Below are 14,733 nucleotides of genomic sequence, written 5' to 3'. Positions count from 1 at the left end.
CCCTCGAGCGCCTCCTACTAGAACGTACACGGACGCAAATAAGAAACCGTGCCTCCAAACTGGGAATGGCTCCTACACACAGGGCGTTTCTTCCGAGACTCGGCCGGGGCCTACGGGCTCCGGCCTCTTTCGTGGGGATCAACCATGTGACAGTGGTTGGCTGCCGTTCTGAGCCTTGAGACCGCGCTGTGCTCCGCGATCCTGGCTGAGGCTGCCCATGAACGTCAGGAAGAACAGGCGCCCGCGGCCGGGATCGCGCGCGTATCCGCGTGGCTCCTGTTGGCTGCTACCGGCTTCCTGCTCTGGTCGAAAGCCAGCTGACCGGCGGCGGCGCGGCTGGCATCACTTCGTTAGGTGGAACACCCATCTTGGCTACCTGTTCGCCTCTTGCAGCGACAGGAGCGCACAAGATGGCTGACCCCGCCAAAGGACCTGAGTGCGACCCGCCGGAATCAGAGCTGCCCCACGGCCGGCCCATGTCGCCCAACACCGGTGACATGCCGCCGCCGAGGCTGCCGCCGGCTCCCGAGGACGATCCTGCCCCGCTCAACAAAGAGTCGGCCCCCGACATTGATGATGTACCAGGCCTCTGATCGATCAGGCCTGCGGGCCGGATAATTGTGCCTGCGCAGCGAAGAGGAATGCAGCCTTCTCGTGTTGCGTTCGTGTTGCGTCGAGCACCCGCGAGCACATTGGATCGCGTCGTAACCCATTGTAATTTCATGATTCGTGTTACGGCGTGTTGCAAGCCTAGAACGAGGCGCCGCGGCAAAGAAAAACCCGCCAAGTTATTGATATGACGGGTAAAATCCTGGCGACCCCGGTAGGGCTCGAACCTACGACCTGCCGCTTAGAAGGCGAAGGCTCTAAAAACTGTCCCCCGGTCGCGTTCCTGTCTGTTCCCCTCGGGGGAGAAAGTCCCCTACGCCCCGCAAGTCATTGCGGCCTCACCCCAAAAGATACCGAACGGCAGTTCGCTTCCATGCGGCTTTTGGCCGAACGGCCAAATTCCCCTTGCTACTCAGGACGATGCTTGCTTTTATCATGTCGTCCTAGGGTCGTCCTAGACGATCCCGCATGCGACGGGAGCGAACCGTGGCCAGCGAACGTGTCGAGATCCGTCAGACGACCATCGTCAAGGCCAAGGCCGACGCCCTTGCCGGCGTTAGGCGCGAGATCAACGACGTGGAAAGCAGGGGGCTCGTGCTACGGGTCCAGCCGTCGGGCTGCGTCTGGCAGATGCGGCTTCAGCATCAAGGCAAGGATCGGAGGATCACCATCGGACCGGTCGATGTCTGGTCGCTCGCCCATGCGCGTAGCGCCGCCAGGAACATCAAGTGGCACGTCACGTCCGACCACGGGGTACCCGACGCGTACTGGATGAAGTCCTTGCACGACACCTTGCTGTGGGAGGACCGCAAGACCGAGCGGAAGGGCAAGGTAGACCCGAAGGACCCGAAGCCGCCCCGCGCCATCATCCATGCCCGCGAGGAAAGGTTGACGACCTGGACCTACCGGCAGGCGCGCGACGGCTGGGCCCGGTGGCTCGCGTCCGAGGCGGAGGTCGGAAACCTGACAGCTGAGACCGTGCGGAACTACGTGTCCGTCGTCGGTTGTCCGGCCATGCGCGAACTCGACCGCATCCCCGTGGCGCGCATCGCCGCTTCGGACGTCGCGAAGGTGACCGCGGCGCTGGTGAAGGAAGGCAAGCGCAGCCAAGCCCGCGACGTGGTGCGGGTTACGAAGCGGATGTTCGGCTGGCTGGCGGAGCCGGCTCAGGAACGGGCGGCGGGCATCAGCGGCAACGTCCTCGACCGGTTGAAGGCGCCCAAGCTCGGAGCCGTGAAGGCAAGGCAACGCTTCCCCGACCTGAACCGTCTCGGGTTGGTCGTCGCGACGGCGCGCAGCGGGGCCCTGCGGCCGGTGATCGCGGCCGCCGTCGAGCTGCTCGCCTGGACTGCGCAGCGGCGCCTGACCATCGCGAGAGCCCGGGTCGAGGAATTCGAGGCGTGGCCCGCCCACGAGGGCTGGGGCATCTGGCGCGCCGGCCATCGCAAAACCCCCAAGGCCAAGGCGACTGGTAAGCCGCACAGCATCCCTCTGCCACCGCCGGCTTGGGCGGCCGTGCAGCGTCACCTGACGTGGTTGGCCGAACATGAACCCGAAACCGAGTGGCTCTTCCCGAACCGCAGGCCCGCCAAGTTCGGCGTCCCGGCCAAGAGCGGGCACATCGAGGTGGGGACGCTGACCAAGAACCTGCCGACGATCCCCGGAGCGGATATGAGTCCGCACGATGTACGACGGTGTTTCTCCTCCGTGCTGGCCGAGGCCGGGCACCACTTGGCTTTCGTCGGCTACATCCTCGATCACGCGACGGCCGGGTCGGAGACGACCCACGACGAACACCGCATGACGCGGCGCTACACGGAAGCCGAGCTCCTTTCCTTCAAGCGTCCCGTCATGTCGACCTGGGCCGAGTTGCTGGAACCCGCCGTGCAGGCAGCGGACCTGCTGCCCCTGGAGGAACTCAAGGCCGAGATCGTGCGGCTGCGCGACCTCCAAAGGGGGGTCTCTACCGAAGGGGAGAAGGCCCGGATGAAGGCAGGAAACGCCGAACGTTATGCGACGGGACGGACCACCCGGCAGCGGAAGCGGGCATCCGGGAACCCCCTCACCTCGCCGCCCGGCTAGCCGCCGCGCACCGCACGTTCATCGGAAGTGCGCATATGGACAGGTGTGGGTCACGAGACTCCCGAATGCCATCCGATGCCCGGATTGTCGGTCCTGCTGTCACGTGACGCGCTTGTTTCGCGTTGAGTCCGGATGGTTACCTTAGCTATTGTGACGACCGCCGCGCCCTGCCTATCGCGACCGGCGCCGGAGCGAGGTTGTCATGCCAATGGCGCCGGCCTTCATCCGGGGGTCCGGGAACTCCCTCCCTCGCACGCCGAAGCGGCGATTGGCATGGGTGGTGACTGTCTGGGCGTCCATGGTCGGGTGGACCCCTGGGTCGGCGATGGAGGTCCGGCAGCCTTCCTCCGACCGCATCGCCACCGGCCTCGTCGAACTCCTGCGCGACAAGCGCGACGTGGCTTACACGGCGCCACGACCTTCCGAAGCTCGTACATCGAGTTCGACTTGCCGGACGAGTGGACCTGCGAGTTGGAGACGACGGCTTGGGTCTGCACCGACGACAGGGAGGGTCGACAGAAGAGTGCCATGATCATCCTGGCGGCCAAGCTCAAGGGTCCCGACGACAGGCTGGACCGCTACGAGGACCACCTCGCCGCAACGAGGCCCGTCATGGATGGAAGGGGCAACCAGCTCGGTAGATCTTCGAGGGTCGATTTCGTTAAGCGCGAGGCCATCGGCGACAAGATGTGGGTCCATGCCCGGCACTATGAGTCGGAGCTGGCTACCTATTACACCGAGTATTTAGCAAGCACTACCGACGCGCTCGCTATCTTGGTCACTTTTTCGGCTTACGAAGAGTACTTCGACCGTTCTTTTGATCGTTTCTTCCCCGCAATCCTATCGATCAGGCTGCGCCCGCTCCCGAAGTAAGCGCCTCCATCGCATTCCCACATTCTGGCAGCGAGCGAGGCAAATGAAAGCTGCTCGACAGGCGGTATGTTCACATCTTGAAGGATGATAACTCGGGCAAGTCTTCGATAACTGTCTTGCCGTCGAGGAGCGTCCGGTCGCGAATGCGTTCCGCCTGCCGATGAGTTCGGCCCCTTCCGGATCAAACCCGAATTCCTCGCGGTCGCTGGCGCGGGTTTCCGGTTTGTCATCAATCCTCGATGCCGGAAGCGGGCTGGGTGAGGATCGGACGCTCATATGCGTTTGCGACCCAATACCACGCTTATCCGTGGCGGCGACTGCCTTCCGCGAGCCGCCGGCGGCTACTTCGGGTCTTGAATCGTACGTCCGGCATAAGACGATGCGATCCGTATCCCGACCGCGACCCCATTCTCGAACAGCGGTTCGACACCTAACCCCGCCAGCGCCTCACGGACACGCTCCAGGGTGCCGTCGTATGGGACGCTGCCCGCCAATTCGAGGCGCGCCAACGTCCGCTTCGGGATGCCGGTCGCAGCGACGAAATCGTCCTGCGACAGTCCCAGCCATGCGCGCGCTGCCCTGACTTGCTCCGGGGTCGGCATCGGGTCTCGGCGCTCAGGCATCCGTCTTAACCATAAGATGGCATTTTTGATGCCGAGTTCGATGGGATCTGGCATGGAGGCTTCGCCGCAACTTCGCGGCAGGAGCGTCAGACATGAAAATCCGCCCAGCACCCACGCCGCCCGGCAAGGCGCACGTCGCCCAGCTGGCCCGCGCCGTCGATACCGCGCTCGCCGCCGTCCTCTCGGCCGACTTCCCGTCCGACCCGATCCTCGGCCACGAGGTCTCGGACCTCGTCTCCAAGGCCGCGTCCCTGCAGAAGCGGCACGGACACCTGCTCGAACTCGGCATCGTGACGGCCCTGCGAGCGTCCGGCCGCTTCGAGGTCCTCACCGGCGTCACCATCCCCATCACCGCCGCCGCGGATTCCATCATCGCCTCGACCGCCCCCGAGACGCTGGAGCGCATCTCGCTGCGCTATGACGCGCCGACGGTCCGCACTGTCAACATGGACTTCGTCGTCATCGACGCGGAGGCGGGCTGGGCCGGAGGCTACGACTGCAAGCGCGGCAACGGGGCGCTCACCCAGCGCCTGCTGCGACCGCTCGTCCGGGACATCGAGTGCGTCGGGGTCCTGCTGCGCAGCTTCTTGCGGGACCGGGGGTACGCCACGGTTGACCGGGTCGCCGTGGGCCTCGTCGACATCTACGGGTCGAGCGGCGTTCCTGCGCACCTGGCTGTCAACCTCGCCGACCTCGACGCCCATTTCGGCGTTCCCGTCGCCTCGGTCCTGGACGCCATGAACGCGCGCCTCGCGCAGTCCTTCCGGCGCGTGGTGCCCCAGCTGCTCGCCCCCGTCCGGGCCGCCGCCGATGCCGACGCGAAGGCCGCGGACCCCCTCGCGGGGGTGGCCGCGACGTGGGCCGCCGTCCCCGCCGGCGAGGAGCGGCCGCGCACGCCCACCCGGCTCGCCGGCCCCGGGCCCCGTCCCGCCGACCGCCGCCACTAGCCGCGGCCGCCCCACCCATCCGGATGCGAACGAGGAACGACACCATGGCCACGACCAAGCCGAACGTCCAGGATCCCTACGCCGGCGTCGCGGACCCGGGCATCCCGGCCCCAGCGCCGGACGCCCTCGCGCGCGCCTTCATCGACCTCCTGCGCCGCGATGCCGGCCAGAACGCGCGTTCCCTCCTCCAGTCGCCCGACCCGGACGACCCGGTCGACGGCATCCTCGACCTTTTGGCCGACCCAGTCGATGACGAGCCGGAGGTGACGCTGGCACCGGACCTCCTCGGCGCCACGGTCATGCTGGCCCGGGCCATCGAGGAGGCGGACGGCCTGCTGCTCGACCTGCGGCGCGGTACCCCCGTCGCGATCCTGGAGGTGCCGGGTGCCGAGCATGTCAGCCTCGTGGCCGATGCCCTGAGAACCTGCGCGCTCGGTCGGCGCACCACCCTTCACAACGGCGACAGCTGGTCGGGAAGCGGCCGCTCCTCGACCAGGCGGGAGGTCGCGCTGTTCGAGCGCGACGGGACCGCGACCGGGCACAACCAGGCGAAGGGCAACGCGGCCGTGGCCGAGGCCTTGCGGATGCGCATGACCATCGTGGGCATCGCGTCGGACCCGCACCGTCACCTCCCGCGGGACCTCCTCCGGGCGTGTGAGCACCGGGTGGCGCTGCGGCCCCTCGACGCCGCGGGCGTGGCCCTGGTCGTCGAGGCGGTGACGGATGGCGTACCGAGCGTGACGCTCAACGAGCGACTCACCCGTGTCGTCGAACTCTCCGACCTGGCCCTGGCGGTCCGCCGGGACCGCGGTGCCGACGGCTCGATGGAGCGCCTGCGCGTCCTCCTGCGGGAGAAGCTGGCGTCGGGAGGCGAGGGACCGCCGCTGGAAGCGCTGGAAGGCTACGGTGCCGCGAAGGCGTGGGGCCTCGACCTGTCCGCAGACCTCCGGGCCTACCGGGCAGGCACGCTTCCCTGGGCCGCCATCGACAAGGGCATCCTCCTTTCCGGGCCCCCCGGTGTGGGTAAGACCCAGTTCGCGCTGGCGCTCGCGCGCACCTGCGAGGTCCCCTTCCTCGCCGGCTCGCTCGCCCAATGGCAGGCGAGCCGCGAGGGGCACCTGGGCCATTGCCTCGCCGCCATGCGCGCCTTCTTCGACGAGGCGCGCAAGAAGGCACCGTGCGTGGCGCTCGTGGACGAGCTCGACTCCTTCGGTGACCGGACCACGTTCTCGCACGACAACAAGGACTATAGCGTCCAGGTTGTGAATGCATTCCTGGAATGCCTCGACGGTGCCGCGTCCCGAGAAGGCGTCGTGGTGGTCGGGGCGACCAACAACCCCGGCCGGATCGACCCCGCCATCCGGCGCCCAGGCCGGCTCGACACCCACGTCGAGATTCCCAGGCCCGACGTGGCGGCGCTGCGTGCCATCCTGCGCCACCATCTCGGACCGGACGTGCTCGCCGGCGAGGACCTGGGTCCGGCCGCGGTGGCGGCCCGCGGCGCGACGGGGGCGGAGTGCGAGGCGTGGGCGCGCCGTGCCAAGGCCCGCGCGCGCCGGGAGGGCCGTCCGACGACCCTGTCCGACCTGCTGCGGGAGATCCGGGACGGTGCCCCCGACATGTCCCCGGACCTGCGGCGCCGGGTGGCGGTCCACGAGGCGGGCCACGCCGTTGCCGCCGTCGCGCTGTCGCTGGGCAGGTCCATCACGCTCGGGTTCGGGCCGGACGGCGGCGGCCTCGCGGAGGTCGAGCAGGGTCTCGACGGCGCGCCGACCGAGGCGGCCGTCGACGACATGCTCGCCTTCATCCTGGCCGGGCGCGCGGCGGAGCAGCTCGAATTCGGCGAGGTCTCCGCGGGTTCGGGCGGCTCACCCGCTTCCGACTTGGCCACGGCGACCCGACTGGCGTTGCTCGCGGAGAGCAGGCTCGGCTTCGGCACCGAGTACCCGCTGGCCTATTTCGGCGGTCGCGGTGCGGAGGTCCGCCTCGACGATCTCCCGTGGTTCGCCGCGCCGGTCACCGACCGCCTGGCACGCGCCTACACCGCGGCGACGAACCTGCTGGCGGCGCGGCGGTCGGCCGTCGCGCGGGTGGCCGCGGCCCTGGACGCCAGGGGCTACCTGGACGACGCCGAGGTGCGCGCCCTCGTCCGCGAGGGTCCCGGACACCGTCGCCGGCCCGTGCGGGACGCGGCCGCCTCGCCGCACTGATCTGGGCGTCCTCGAAGCCTGCGGGCCGGCGGCGTCGCCGCCCCGCGCTACCCCGTCCCCTATCGCCGCGCCACCTTCGGCCCGGGCCAACCCGACCGGCCGGCCGCCGAGGCGCCACCCTGGAGTTCCGTCATGCGTATCTGGATCCTCTCCGACCTCCACCGCGATGTCGGCTTCCCGCGCTTCCGGCCCCCGTCCATCCCGGACGCCGACGTCGCCGTCGTCGCGGGCGACGTCGGCGAGAACCTCGCCGCTTCGGTGGCGTGGGTGGCCGAGGTCATCGGCCGGCACATGCCCGCGGTGATGGTCGCGGGAAACCACGAGTTCTACGGCGGAACGATCCCGAGCCATCTCGATAGGGGCCGGGCCGCCGCCGCGGGGACCGACGTGCACCTCCTGGAGAATGGGACGGTGACGCTCGCGGGCATTCGCTTCTCCGGTTGCACGTTCTGGACGGATTACGACCTCGAAGGCCCCGGGACCGACGGTCCGGCGATGGAGGCCGCGCGGCGTTGCCTCCTGGACCACCGCCGCATCGGGGTGCGAGAGGACGACCGCTACCGGACCTTCCAGCCGGAGGACGCGCTGCGCCTGCACCTCGCGTCCCGGGTCTTCTTCGAAGGCGCGCTATTCCGCAACCACACCGACGCGCCCCGCCAGGTCGTGGTCACGCACCATGCGCCGACGCCGATGTCGATCCACCCACGGTATACAGGCGACCCCCTCAATCCCGCCTTCGTCTCCGATCTCACGGACCTGGTCGCGGCCGCTCAGCCGGCGCTTTGGGTGCACGGCCACGTCCACAGCTCGTTCGACTATCGGGTCGCTGCAACCCGGGTGGTCTGCAACCCCAAGGGCTACGGGCGGGAGAATCCGGATTTCGATCCCGGACTGGTGATCGAGATCTAGGGCCGACCGGTCCGTCCACGGCAACCGCCCTCCCACACATCCATGAACCGCTCCCGGAGGCCGACGATGGCCCATGACAGCCTACTCTGCATCGACATCGAAACGTGTCCCGACCGCGACGTCATGCCGGCGGAATGGGGCTCCAAATTCCCGAAACCGGCTTGGCACCGGGTGGTCGCGATCAGCTTCGTCGAGGCGGCCATCGAGCGCGTCGGCGACCGGGAGAGCTACCGCGTCGAGTGCTGCCGCACCGGCGGCGAGGCGGACTGGGACGAAGCCAGGCTGCTCGGGAGCTTCTGGCGCCGGTTCGGAAAGCGGATGCCGCGGGTCGTGTCCTGGAACGGCCGCGGGTTCGACATGCCGGTTTTGAGATTGCGTGCCATGCTCCACGGCATCCCGGCGGACGGGTGGTACGGCGGTGGTACGCGTTACGAGAACTATACTCAGCGCTTTGCTGCGGACTGGCACTGCGACCTGATGGAGATGCTGAGCGACCACGGGGCCTGCTCCAGGATGGGGCTTGACGATGTCGCGAAGGCTATGGGCCTGCCCGGGAAGATCGGCGGCCACGGATCGGAAGTCGCCGACATGGTCGCCCGGGGCGAGATCGACCGCGTCCGGGCCTATTGCGAAGGCGACGTGGCCAACCTGTTCGGGCTTTACGTCCGGTGGGCGTTCCTGGCGGGCAAGGTCGACGCCTCGGGCCACAACGCAAGCATCGAGAGCCTCGTAGACTGCCTCGAACGAGACAGGATGGATCGTCCGCATCTGGGCGAGTTCCTCGACGCATGGCGGGCCTCCCAGCGCCCCGCGCCCATGCTGGTGCCCGTTCCGGGTTTCGCCAAGCGCAGCGGCCAGGAACCCGGGGGATGAGGCAAGCGTCGCGGTTGGATTCGCCCTGCACGCACCGTTTCGAAGGATCGCCGTCGCCCATGGCTCGGCTTGAAGCCCGAACCCAGGACGACCCCGCATTTCCGTATTGACGTGCGCAAAGCAGTCGAACCTGCCCTGCCGCGATGGAGGTCCCCAACGTCGGCAACTCTTCGCGACAGACTACCGCGAAGCACCTCGTACGACATGTGAATTGATCGCTTCCCGATCCCCAACGGGTGTTGCTCGAAAAACACAGACTCGTCCGAATTGATAAATACAATCTTAAGAACTCTACCGGGGGACCCGCATGGCCAGAGCAATTCTCGCTGTGGCGATCTTGAGTCTGTCAGGATGCGCGGGTGTCACTGTTCGAGAAGTCGATCAGAATGGCATGGTTCGCCCCGGGACGGCCGAAGGCTTCCGATACTATATGCCGAAGCCCTATTTGCTTGTCGTGAGAGCACCGGCGACCACCACGACGACTGTTTCCGCGGCGCCACCGATGGCCAATCCTGCGCCCGGCGCTCCCGGAACCAGAACTGGGGGACCAAACGCAAAGGTTGGAGAGGCGTCCGGTCGACCTGGTCCTTTCGACAGCGACTCGCCTTTCAATCCGTACGTCGGGGCCGCGTCGGGCAGTTCGACGTCCACCGATAAATCCGCATCTGCGGCTGCCACTTCCTCCGCTCCCAGCGATACCGGTTTTCAAATATCGACGGCGGACTACGTCGCAAAGCTAGTCTATCTCCCAGACTTGAGCCACACGATGACGATCACGGAAAGCACGGGTCTATTCGGCACCGTTTCAACGCAGCTCACATTGCAGAACGGCTGGATGTTGACCGGGGTGCAGAACTCGGCGGACAGCAAAACCGCCGAGACCATATCCGCCGTCGCCTCGCTGGTTTCGGCCTTCGGCGGTGGCGGTGCGAAGAGCAGCGGGGGGAGTAAGGCGGTTGGCGGGTTCAACGGTACGTCGAAGGAAAATACGTCTTTGCCTAGTTTGCGGCCCGGACTGTACGACTTCAGATACGATGCCTATGGCCGGCTGACTGGACTTTGCGCCCTGACTTTGTTTACCCCAAGGGGTAACATACAAGTAAACGATGATTATTGCGTCGGCCCCGGAGCGCCGGCCGTCGCCCCGTCGCTCAGCAGGGCGTATTAGGTCATGCCTCTCGCAGTAGAACAGGGAACAGATATTCCCTTGAGGGCACAAGCCCTCACTGCCGCCGCACAGACCCACGACGTCTTGGGCATAACCTACGTGCCGCAGTATCCTTACAGCCAATTGTGCTGGGCGGCATGTGCGGCAATGGTGTTTGGTTGGGCTAAGTTCAAGGCTCATGATTGGCCGTTATGCGCGGTTCCCTCCGAGATAATGAAAAACAATGTGTGTCAATACACGCATTTTCCGCCGGCCGACCACGCCGCGGCTCCCGAATACCCATACCAATGGTTTCATTTCCCATTTAACTCTACGACCCGCGCCCTTTATCCGGTCGAGATAAAGCAGGAGCTGTCACTACAGAGACCCGTCCAGGCTGTCTTCAACTTTTCGAACTCCATAGGTCATACCGCTCTCATAGTCGGTTATTCGGACAATGGCTGGCTGCATGTGTTCGACCCATGGATTGGGTTCGGGTGGTGGCAGATGCCAGAAGTCTATGCGGCTTATGGAATGGGTGGGAGTTGGCAATCCAGCCTTGGAGCATTCGGAGTGACCAATGCCGCAGTTGCGTGAATTGCCTGCTTCGACTTTGGAAGCGATTGCCTATCAGGTCGCGGGGGTGATGCGCTCCCAGGCGGCTTTACTCTCGACCGCTAAACTTGATATCGGCGAGACACTTGAGATTTGGTTTCTAGAGCCTTTGCCTCTGTCTCCGGATGCGTCTTTCGCAAGCCTTCCTCGACCTTCCGGTCAATGGCATCATCAAATACGCTCTGAAGGCTCTGGAACTCACTACGCGCGCTCAACTCCTTTTGGTCCCAATGAAAATGAATGGGATGTCCGTTGCGTAGTTAAATCCACGATTTCCGCAAAGGTGCATGAAACCATTCGTTGGATAGATAGGACGGTTTCTGATGATGGGAGCTTCGGCCGTCTACTTGTCGTCCCATCTTTTCACATGCATGCCATATGGCTGCACGCGGAAACGGACAACCGTATAGTAATAGTCGACTCGCCAAAGATATCCGGCCTTCGATATAAGCACGTTTATACCGGAGACGAATTCCTGAAGGCTATCTGGACCAAACCCCGCACACGGGGAATTCCGGAGTCCGACCTCTTCAAACGCTAGAATTTCTATACAGTATTATTGCTTTACAGTAGGTCTAATTATTGGAGGAAGAATTCCGAAATATATATTTGTCAGCACACTGCTTGCTGAACATATTAGGATGCGCGGTCTTAAATCAGGCATAGGCCAAAGGCATGGAGCAGCGCGTCGAGCGATATGCCACCCCGATAAAGGCGTAATGAACGGCAGCCAAGTCGTTGTTCCAGATTTGCAGCGCACCGCAAATCGTCGTGGCGTCACCTCCCGCAAGACCGCGAAGTTCCGGTTCCAGCACCGCACACGCGTGCAATCACTGACAAATATCCTAGGCACGTCGCCGGCCCGTGATCGACCGCGACGGAACGCAGACCGTGCTTGACACGCCAAGCCATGTCGCGGAGTTCCCCGTCCCACACCGCGCCAACGCCTTCGGCCCACAGCGCAGCCAGAGCATCGATGCCGTCCACCAGGATCGACCCAGCGCCCGCTGCCCCTTGGACGGGTAGCAGTTAGACACGCCCACCACGGCGCAGGACCTTGCCGTTCAGGGACGCGGTCCCTCGACGCCCTTCACGACCGACATTGTGCGGCTCCGGCGGGGTTGCCCGCGAGGGACCGCTTCTCCGCAAGGTTGCCCCGGGGCCTGCCACAAGGGAAGCTTCTGGCCGGCCGGACGATGGTTCCTCGGGCGCATCCCATATCCGCGTGACGCCAAGGTTGGGAAGACAGGCCGATGAGCCCAGGGAAGTTCAAGTCCGACGTCCAAACCGCCTACAAGAAGGCCATCTCCGAAACTCACTCCTGGCCCCATCACGACGACCACACTCACCGGATCTTCGACGGCGTCACGGTGTTCGGCAGGGAGGCTGGCGTCGACCTCGTCCAGACGGTCATCGGCTCGATCCTACAGGAGGCCGTCCACGCGGCCGAGGCCAAGAAGCGCTCCATGACGCTCCGGCCCGGCAGGATCGGCAAGGCCGCGCTCGCCGCCATGGTCGACGTCTTGCGCGAGGTGACAGGGCTGCCGGTGACTGAGGGCGACGGCGTGATCACCATCGCCTGGGCGAAGGAGGAGACGTCCCTGTACTGAGCGCCGCTGGCACCCTGGTCGTCGAAGACCCACATGGTGGTCCGGGAGGACTCATGGCCACGGTATTCTTCTCATACTCGCACAAGGACGAGGAGCTTCGCGACCGGTTGGAAGTCGCCCTGACGACGATGAAGCGGCAGGGCCTGATCGATGCGTGGCACGACCGTCGGCTGCGGGGCGGCGACGACTTCGACAGGGGCGTGCGGGCCGAACTCGAACGCGCCGACGTGATCCTGCTGCTCGTCTCGCCCGACTTCATCGCGTCGAACTACTGCCACGACGTCGAGATGACCCGGGCGATGGAGCGCCACGAGACCGGCGAGGCCCGCGTCATCCCGGTGATCCTCCGGCCCTGCGACTGGCACCCGATGCCGTTCGGCAAGCTCCTGGCCTTCCCCCGCGACGGGTTGGCGGTCACCCGCTGGCCCGACCTCGACGAGGCGTTCCTCGACGTGGTCCAGCGGCTCCGCCAGTCGCTGCCGCAGCCCGCCCCAAGCCCCGCATCCGCCAAGGCGGCGCCGACCCGCGCCGCACCTCAGCAGGCCGCCGTCTCCGCAGCCAGCCCTCGGTCGAGCAACCTCCGACTCAGGAAGACCTTCACCGAGGTCGACCGCGACCGCTACCTCGACGAGGCCTACGACTTCATGGCCAAGCTCTTCGAGAACTCCCTAGTCGAACTGCAGGAGCGGAACGAGGGCATCCAGACGACCTTCCGGCGCGTCGATGCCAACCGCTTCACCGCGGTGGTCTACCGGGACGGAAAGGCGATTTCACGCTGCGCCGTGGTACTCGGCGGCATGATGGGCCGCGGGATCACCTACTCGTCCAGCGACCGCGTCGAGAGCAACGGCTTCAACGAGAGCGTCAGCGTCGAGTCCGACGACCAGGGCATGTTCCTCCGCTCGATGGGGATGCAGAGCTACGGGCGTGACGACAAGCGGAAGCTCACCCACGAGGGCGCCGCCGAACTCTATTGGGACATGCTGATCAAGCCACTTCAGGGGCGGTGAAGGACAAGCGGTCCTATCCTTTTCGACGAGGCGGCGATTTTTCCGCACAGCGATTGCGGGATTTTAGCCGAGGAAACCGGTTGCGCCCTGACGGTGACCCTGGCCCCGATGCCATGGACGCAGGCGCTGGCGACCAAGTGCGGCTCCTCGGTCTCGACCTGCGGGGCCAGCCGGTCAGTGGACGCCCGACCTTGATCCCACTCATGGGTGCCCGTCGCAGGCGACGTAGGCACGTGTCTGAGCCGCCTTGGTCACGCCTTCCGACCCGTACCTCAGCCAATTGAGCACGACACCGTTAAGCATAGGACGGCATTTTTGATGCCAAGTTAGTCGAAACCTGCGAAGCCATTCCTCACCGAACTGGAAGGGGGATGACGATGGCACGGCACTCGGAACAAGACGGCGCGCGCAGGACGAAGGATGACGTGGAGCGGATCCTGCGGCTGGAACAGGACGTCGAGAGGTTGCTCCGCGAAGGCGGTCCGACCGACGAGGAACTCGCTGCCGCACCGGTACTATCGCGCTGGACGCTGATCATCCATCCGAGCGATGGCCTGCCCGCCCTGGTGGGCAGCGTGACTGGCCATCCCGAGGTCCGGTCCGGCCCGGTCGTGACTTCTCCTGTCGTCGTGATCGCGTTGGAAGCCGGCTGGGCCCGAACCGTGTCGAGGATGTACGCCCTGGGCGTCCCCGCCGATGAGACCCTGTCATGACCCGGGGAGGCGACCGAGACGACGGCTTCGTTCGACTTGGGGATGCCGCGATGCGCATCGCCGAGGTCGTCCGCGCGAAGCGAAGGAGGAGTGCGAGCGGTAGCATCGTCGATCTGGATGTCCCGCCTCCCGATAGGCACCGGGCGACCCTTGCCGCACTGGCGACACTCACCGAGGCCGCGGTGATCGACCCTGGTACTAGTGCTCGACTGCTCCGGCGCGCCATGGCCGCGGATGGCGAACGCGACCGCACGGAGCCGTATGACGATGCGAGCAATCCCTCCGCCGGGGAATAGTGGATCGGTTCCGAGCCTCGGTCGCTGGCAGCGCGACGCATCTTTTCCATGCGCCGGTCCGAGGCTCGTCATAGGCCGGCTTGGCCGCTGCTGACTGCGAAAGTGCTCGTGGCCGATCCGCTCCATGATGGCTACGAAGCTGGCCGGGAACGCCGGATCGACCTGTGATCGGCCATGTGCCTGCCGGGTGCGGTTCCTCCGGGCGCGACACCGGCC

15 protein-coding genes are annotated in these 14,733 nt (G+C 65.8%); 14 read left to right on the top strand and 1 reads right to left on the bottom strand.

Annotated features, from left to right (window positions below; all coding sequences use genetic code 11):
* The first annotated feature begins 156 nt into the window (after positions 1 to 156).
* From ACLBYB_RS20315 to ACLBYB_RS20305, 3 genes are all read left to right on the top strand, one after another.
* Entirely contained in the window at positions 157 to 321 is a 165-nt protein-coding gene (locus ACLBYB_RS20315; RefSeq protein WP_447699826.1) for a hypothetical protein, read from the top strand.
* 774 nt (positions 322 to 1,095) lie between these two features.
* A complete protein-coding gene (locus tag ACLBYB_RS20310; protein WP_447699825.1) occupies positions 1,096 to 2,691 on the top strand; it encodes a tyrosine-type recombinase/integrase in 1,596 nt (531 codons plus the stop codon).
* Positions 2,692 to 3,219: 528 nt separating this feature from the next.
* The gene (locus tag ACLBYB_RS20305; protein ID WP_447699824.1) at positions 3,220 to 3,564 is read left to right on the top strand and encodes a hypothetical protein; all 345 of its coding nucleotides are present in this window, start codon (positions 3,220 to 3,222) and stop codon (positions 3,562 to 3,564) included.
* 341 nt (positions 3,565 to 3,905) lie between these two features.
* Here ACLBYB_RS20305 and ACLBYB_RS20300 read toward each other — a convergent pair whose 3' ends face one another.
* Complete coding sequence (locus ACLBYB_RS20300) at positions 3,906 to 4,241, bottom strand: helix-turn-helix domain-containing protein (RefSeq protein WP_447699823.1); 336 nt, start codon at positions 4,239 to 4,241, stop codon at positions 3,906 to 3,908.
* 38 nt (positions 4,242 to 4,279) lie between these two features.
* Between ACLBYB_RS20300 and ACLBYB_RS20295 the strand changes: the two genes are divergently transcribed.
* From ACLBYB_RS20295 to ACLBYB_RS20245, 11 genes are all read left to right on the top strand, one after another.
* The gene (locus ACLBYB_RS20295) at positions 4,280 to 5,134 is read left to right on the top strand and encodes a hypothetical protein (protein WP_447699822.1); all 855 of its coding nucleotides are present in this window, start codon (positions 4,280 to 4,282) and stop codon (positions 5,132 to 5,134) included.
* 44 nt (positions 5,135 to 5,178) lie between these two features.
* On the top strand, positions 5,179 to 7,344 hold the full coding sequence (locus ACLBYB_RS20290; protein WP_447699821.1) for an AAA family ATPase: 2,166 nt from the start codon (positions 5,179 to 5,181) through the stop codon (positions 7,342 to 7,344).
* Positions 7,345 to 7,476: 132 nt separating this feature from the next.
* Positions 7,477 to 8,253: a metallophosphoesterase gene (locus ACLBYB_RS20285; protein WP_447699820.1), complete on the top strand. Its 777-nt coding sequence runs from the start codon at positions 7,477 to 7,479 to the stop codon at positions 8,251 to 8,253.
* A gap of 66 nt (positions 8,254 to 8,319) precedes the next feature.
* Entirely contained in the window at positions 8,320 to 9,126 is an 807-nt protein-coding gene (locus tag ACLBYB_RS20280) for a 3'-5' exonuclease (RefSeq protein WP_447699819.1), read from the top strand.
* A gap of 766 nt (positions 9,127 to 9,892) precedes the next feature.
* Positions 9,893 to 10,294 (top strand): hypothetical protein, encoded by a 402-nt coding sequence (locus ACLBYB_RS20275; RefSeq protein ID WP_447699818.1) that lies wholly within the window; start codon positions 9,893 to 9,895, stop codon positions 10,292 to 10,294.
* 3 nt (positions 10,295 to 10,297) lie between these two features.
* Entirely contained in the window at positions 10,298 to 10,870 is a 573-nt protein-coding gene (locus ACLBYB_RS20270; RefSeq protein ID WP_447699817.1) for a hypothetical protein, read from the top strand.
* Complete coding sequence (locus ACLBYB_RS20265; protein ID WP_447699816.1) at positions 10,854 to 11,429, top strand: hypothetical protein; 576 nt, start codon at positions 10,854 to 10,856, stop codon at positions 11,427 to 11,429. Before ACLBYB_RS20270 ends, ACLBYB_RS20265 begins: the two co-directional genes overlap by 17 nt.
* A 712-nt stretch (positions 11,430 to 12,141) precedes the next feature.
* Positions 12,142 to 12,498 (top strand): hypothetical protein, encoded by a 357-nt coding sequence (locus ACLBYB_RS20260; RefSeq protein ID WP_447699815.1) that lies wholly within the window; start codon positions 12,142 to 12,144, stop codon positions 12,496 to 12,498.
* A 53-nt stretch (positions 12,499 to 12,551) separates the two neighbouring features.
* Positions 12,552 to 13,508, top strand: a complete 957-nt coding sequence (locus ACLBYB_RS20255) for a toll/interleukin-1 receptor domain-containing protein (RefSeq protein WP_447699814.1) — start codon at positions 12,552 to 12,554, stop codon at positions 13,506 to 13,508.
* 371 nt (positions 13,509 to 13,879) lie between these two features.
* Positions 13,880 to 14,221 carry a DUF6634 family protein gene (locus ACLBYB_RS20250; protein ID WP_447699813.1) on the top strand — a complete coding sequence of 114 codons (342 nt, stop codon included), beginning with the start codon at positions 13,880 to 13,882 and terminating at the stop codon, positions 14,219 to 14,221.
* 50 nt (positions 14,222 to 14,271) lie between these two features.
* Positions 14,272 to 14,517: a hypothetical protein gene (locus ACLBYB_RS20245; RefSeq protein WP_447699812.1), complete on the top strand. Its 246-nt coding sequence runs from the start codon at positions 14,272 to 14,274 to the stop codon at positions 14,515 to 14,517.
* The last annotated feature ends 216 nt before the right edge of the window (positions 14,518 to 14,733 follow it).

It is taken from the genome of Methylobacterium sp. D54C, from assembly GCF_053345595.1.
The sequence above is the reverse complement of the archived record's forward strand: the minus strand, read 5'-3'. Positions and strand labels throughout refer to the sequence as shown.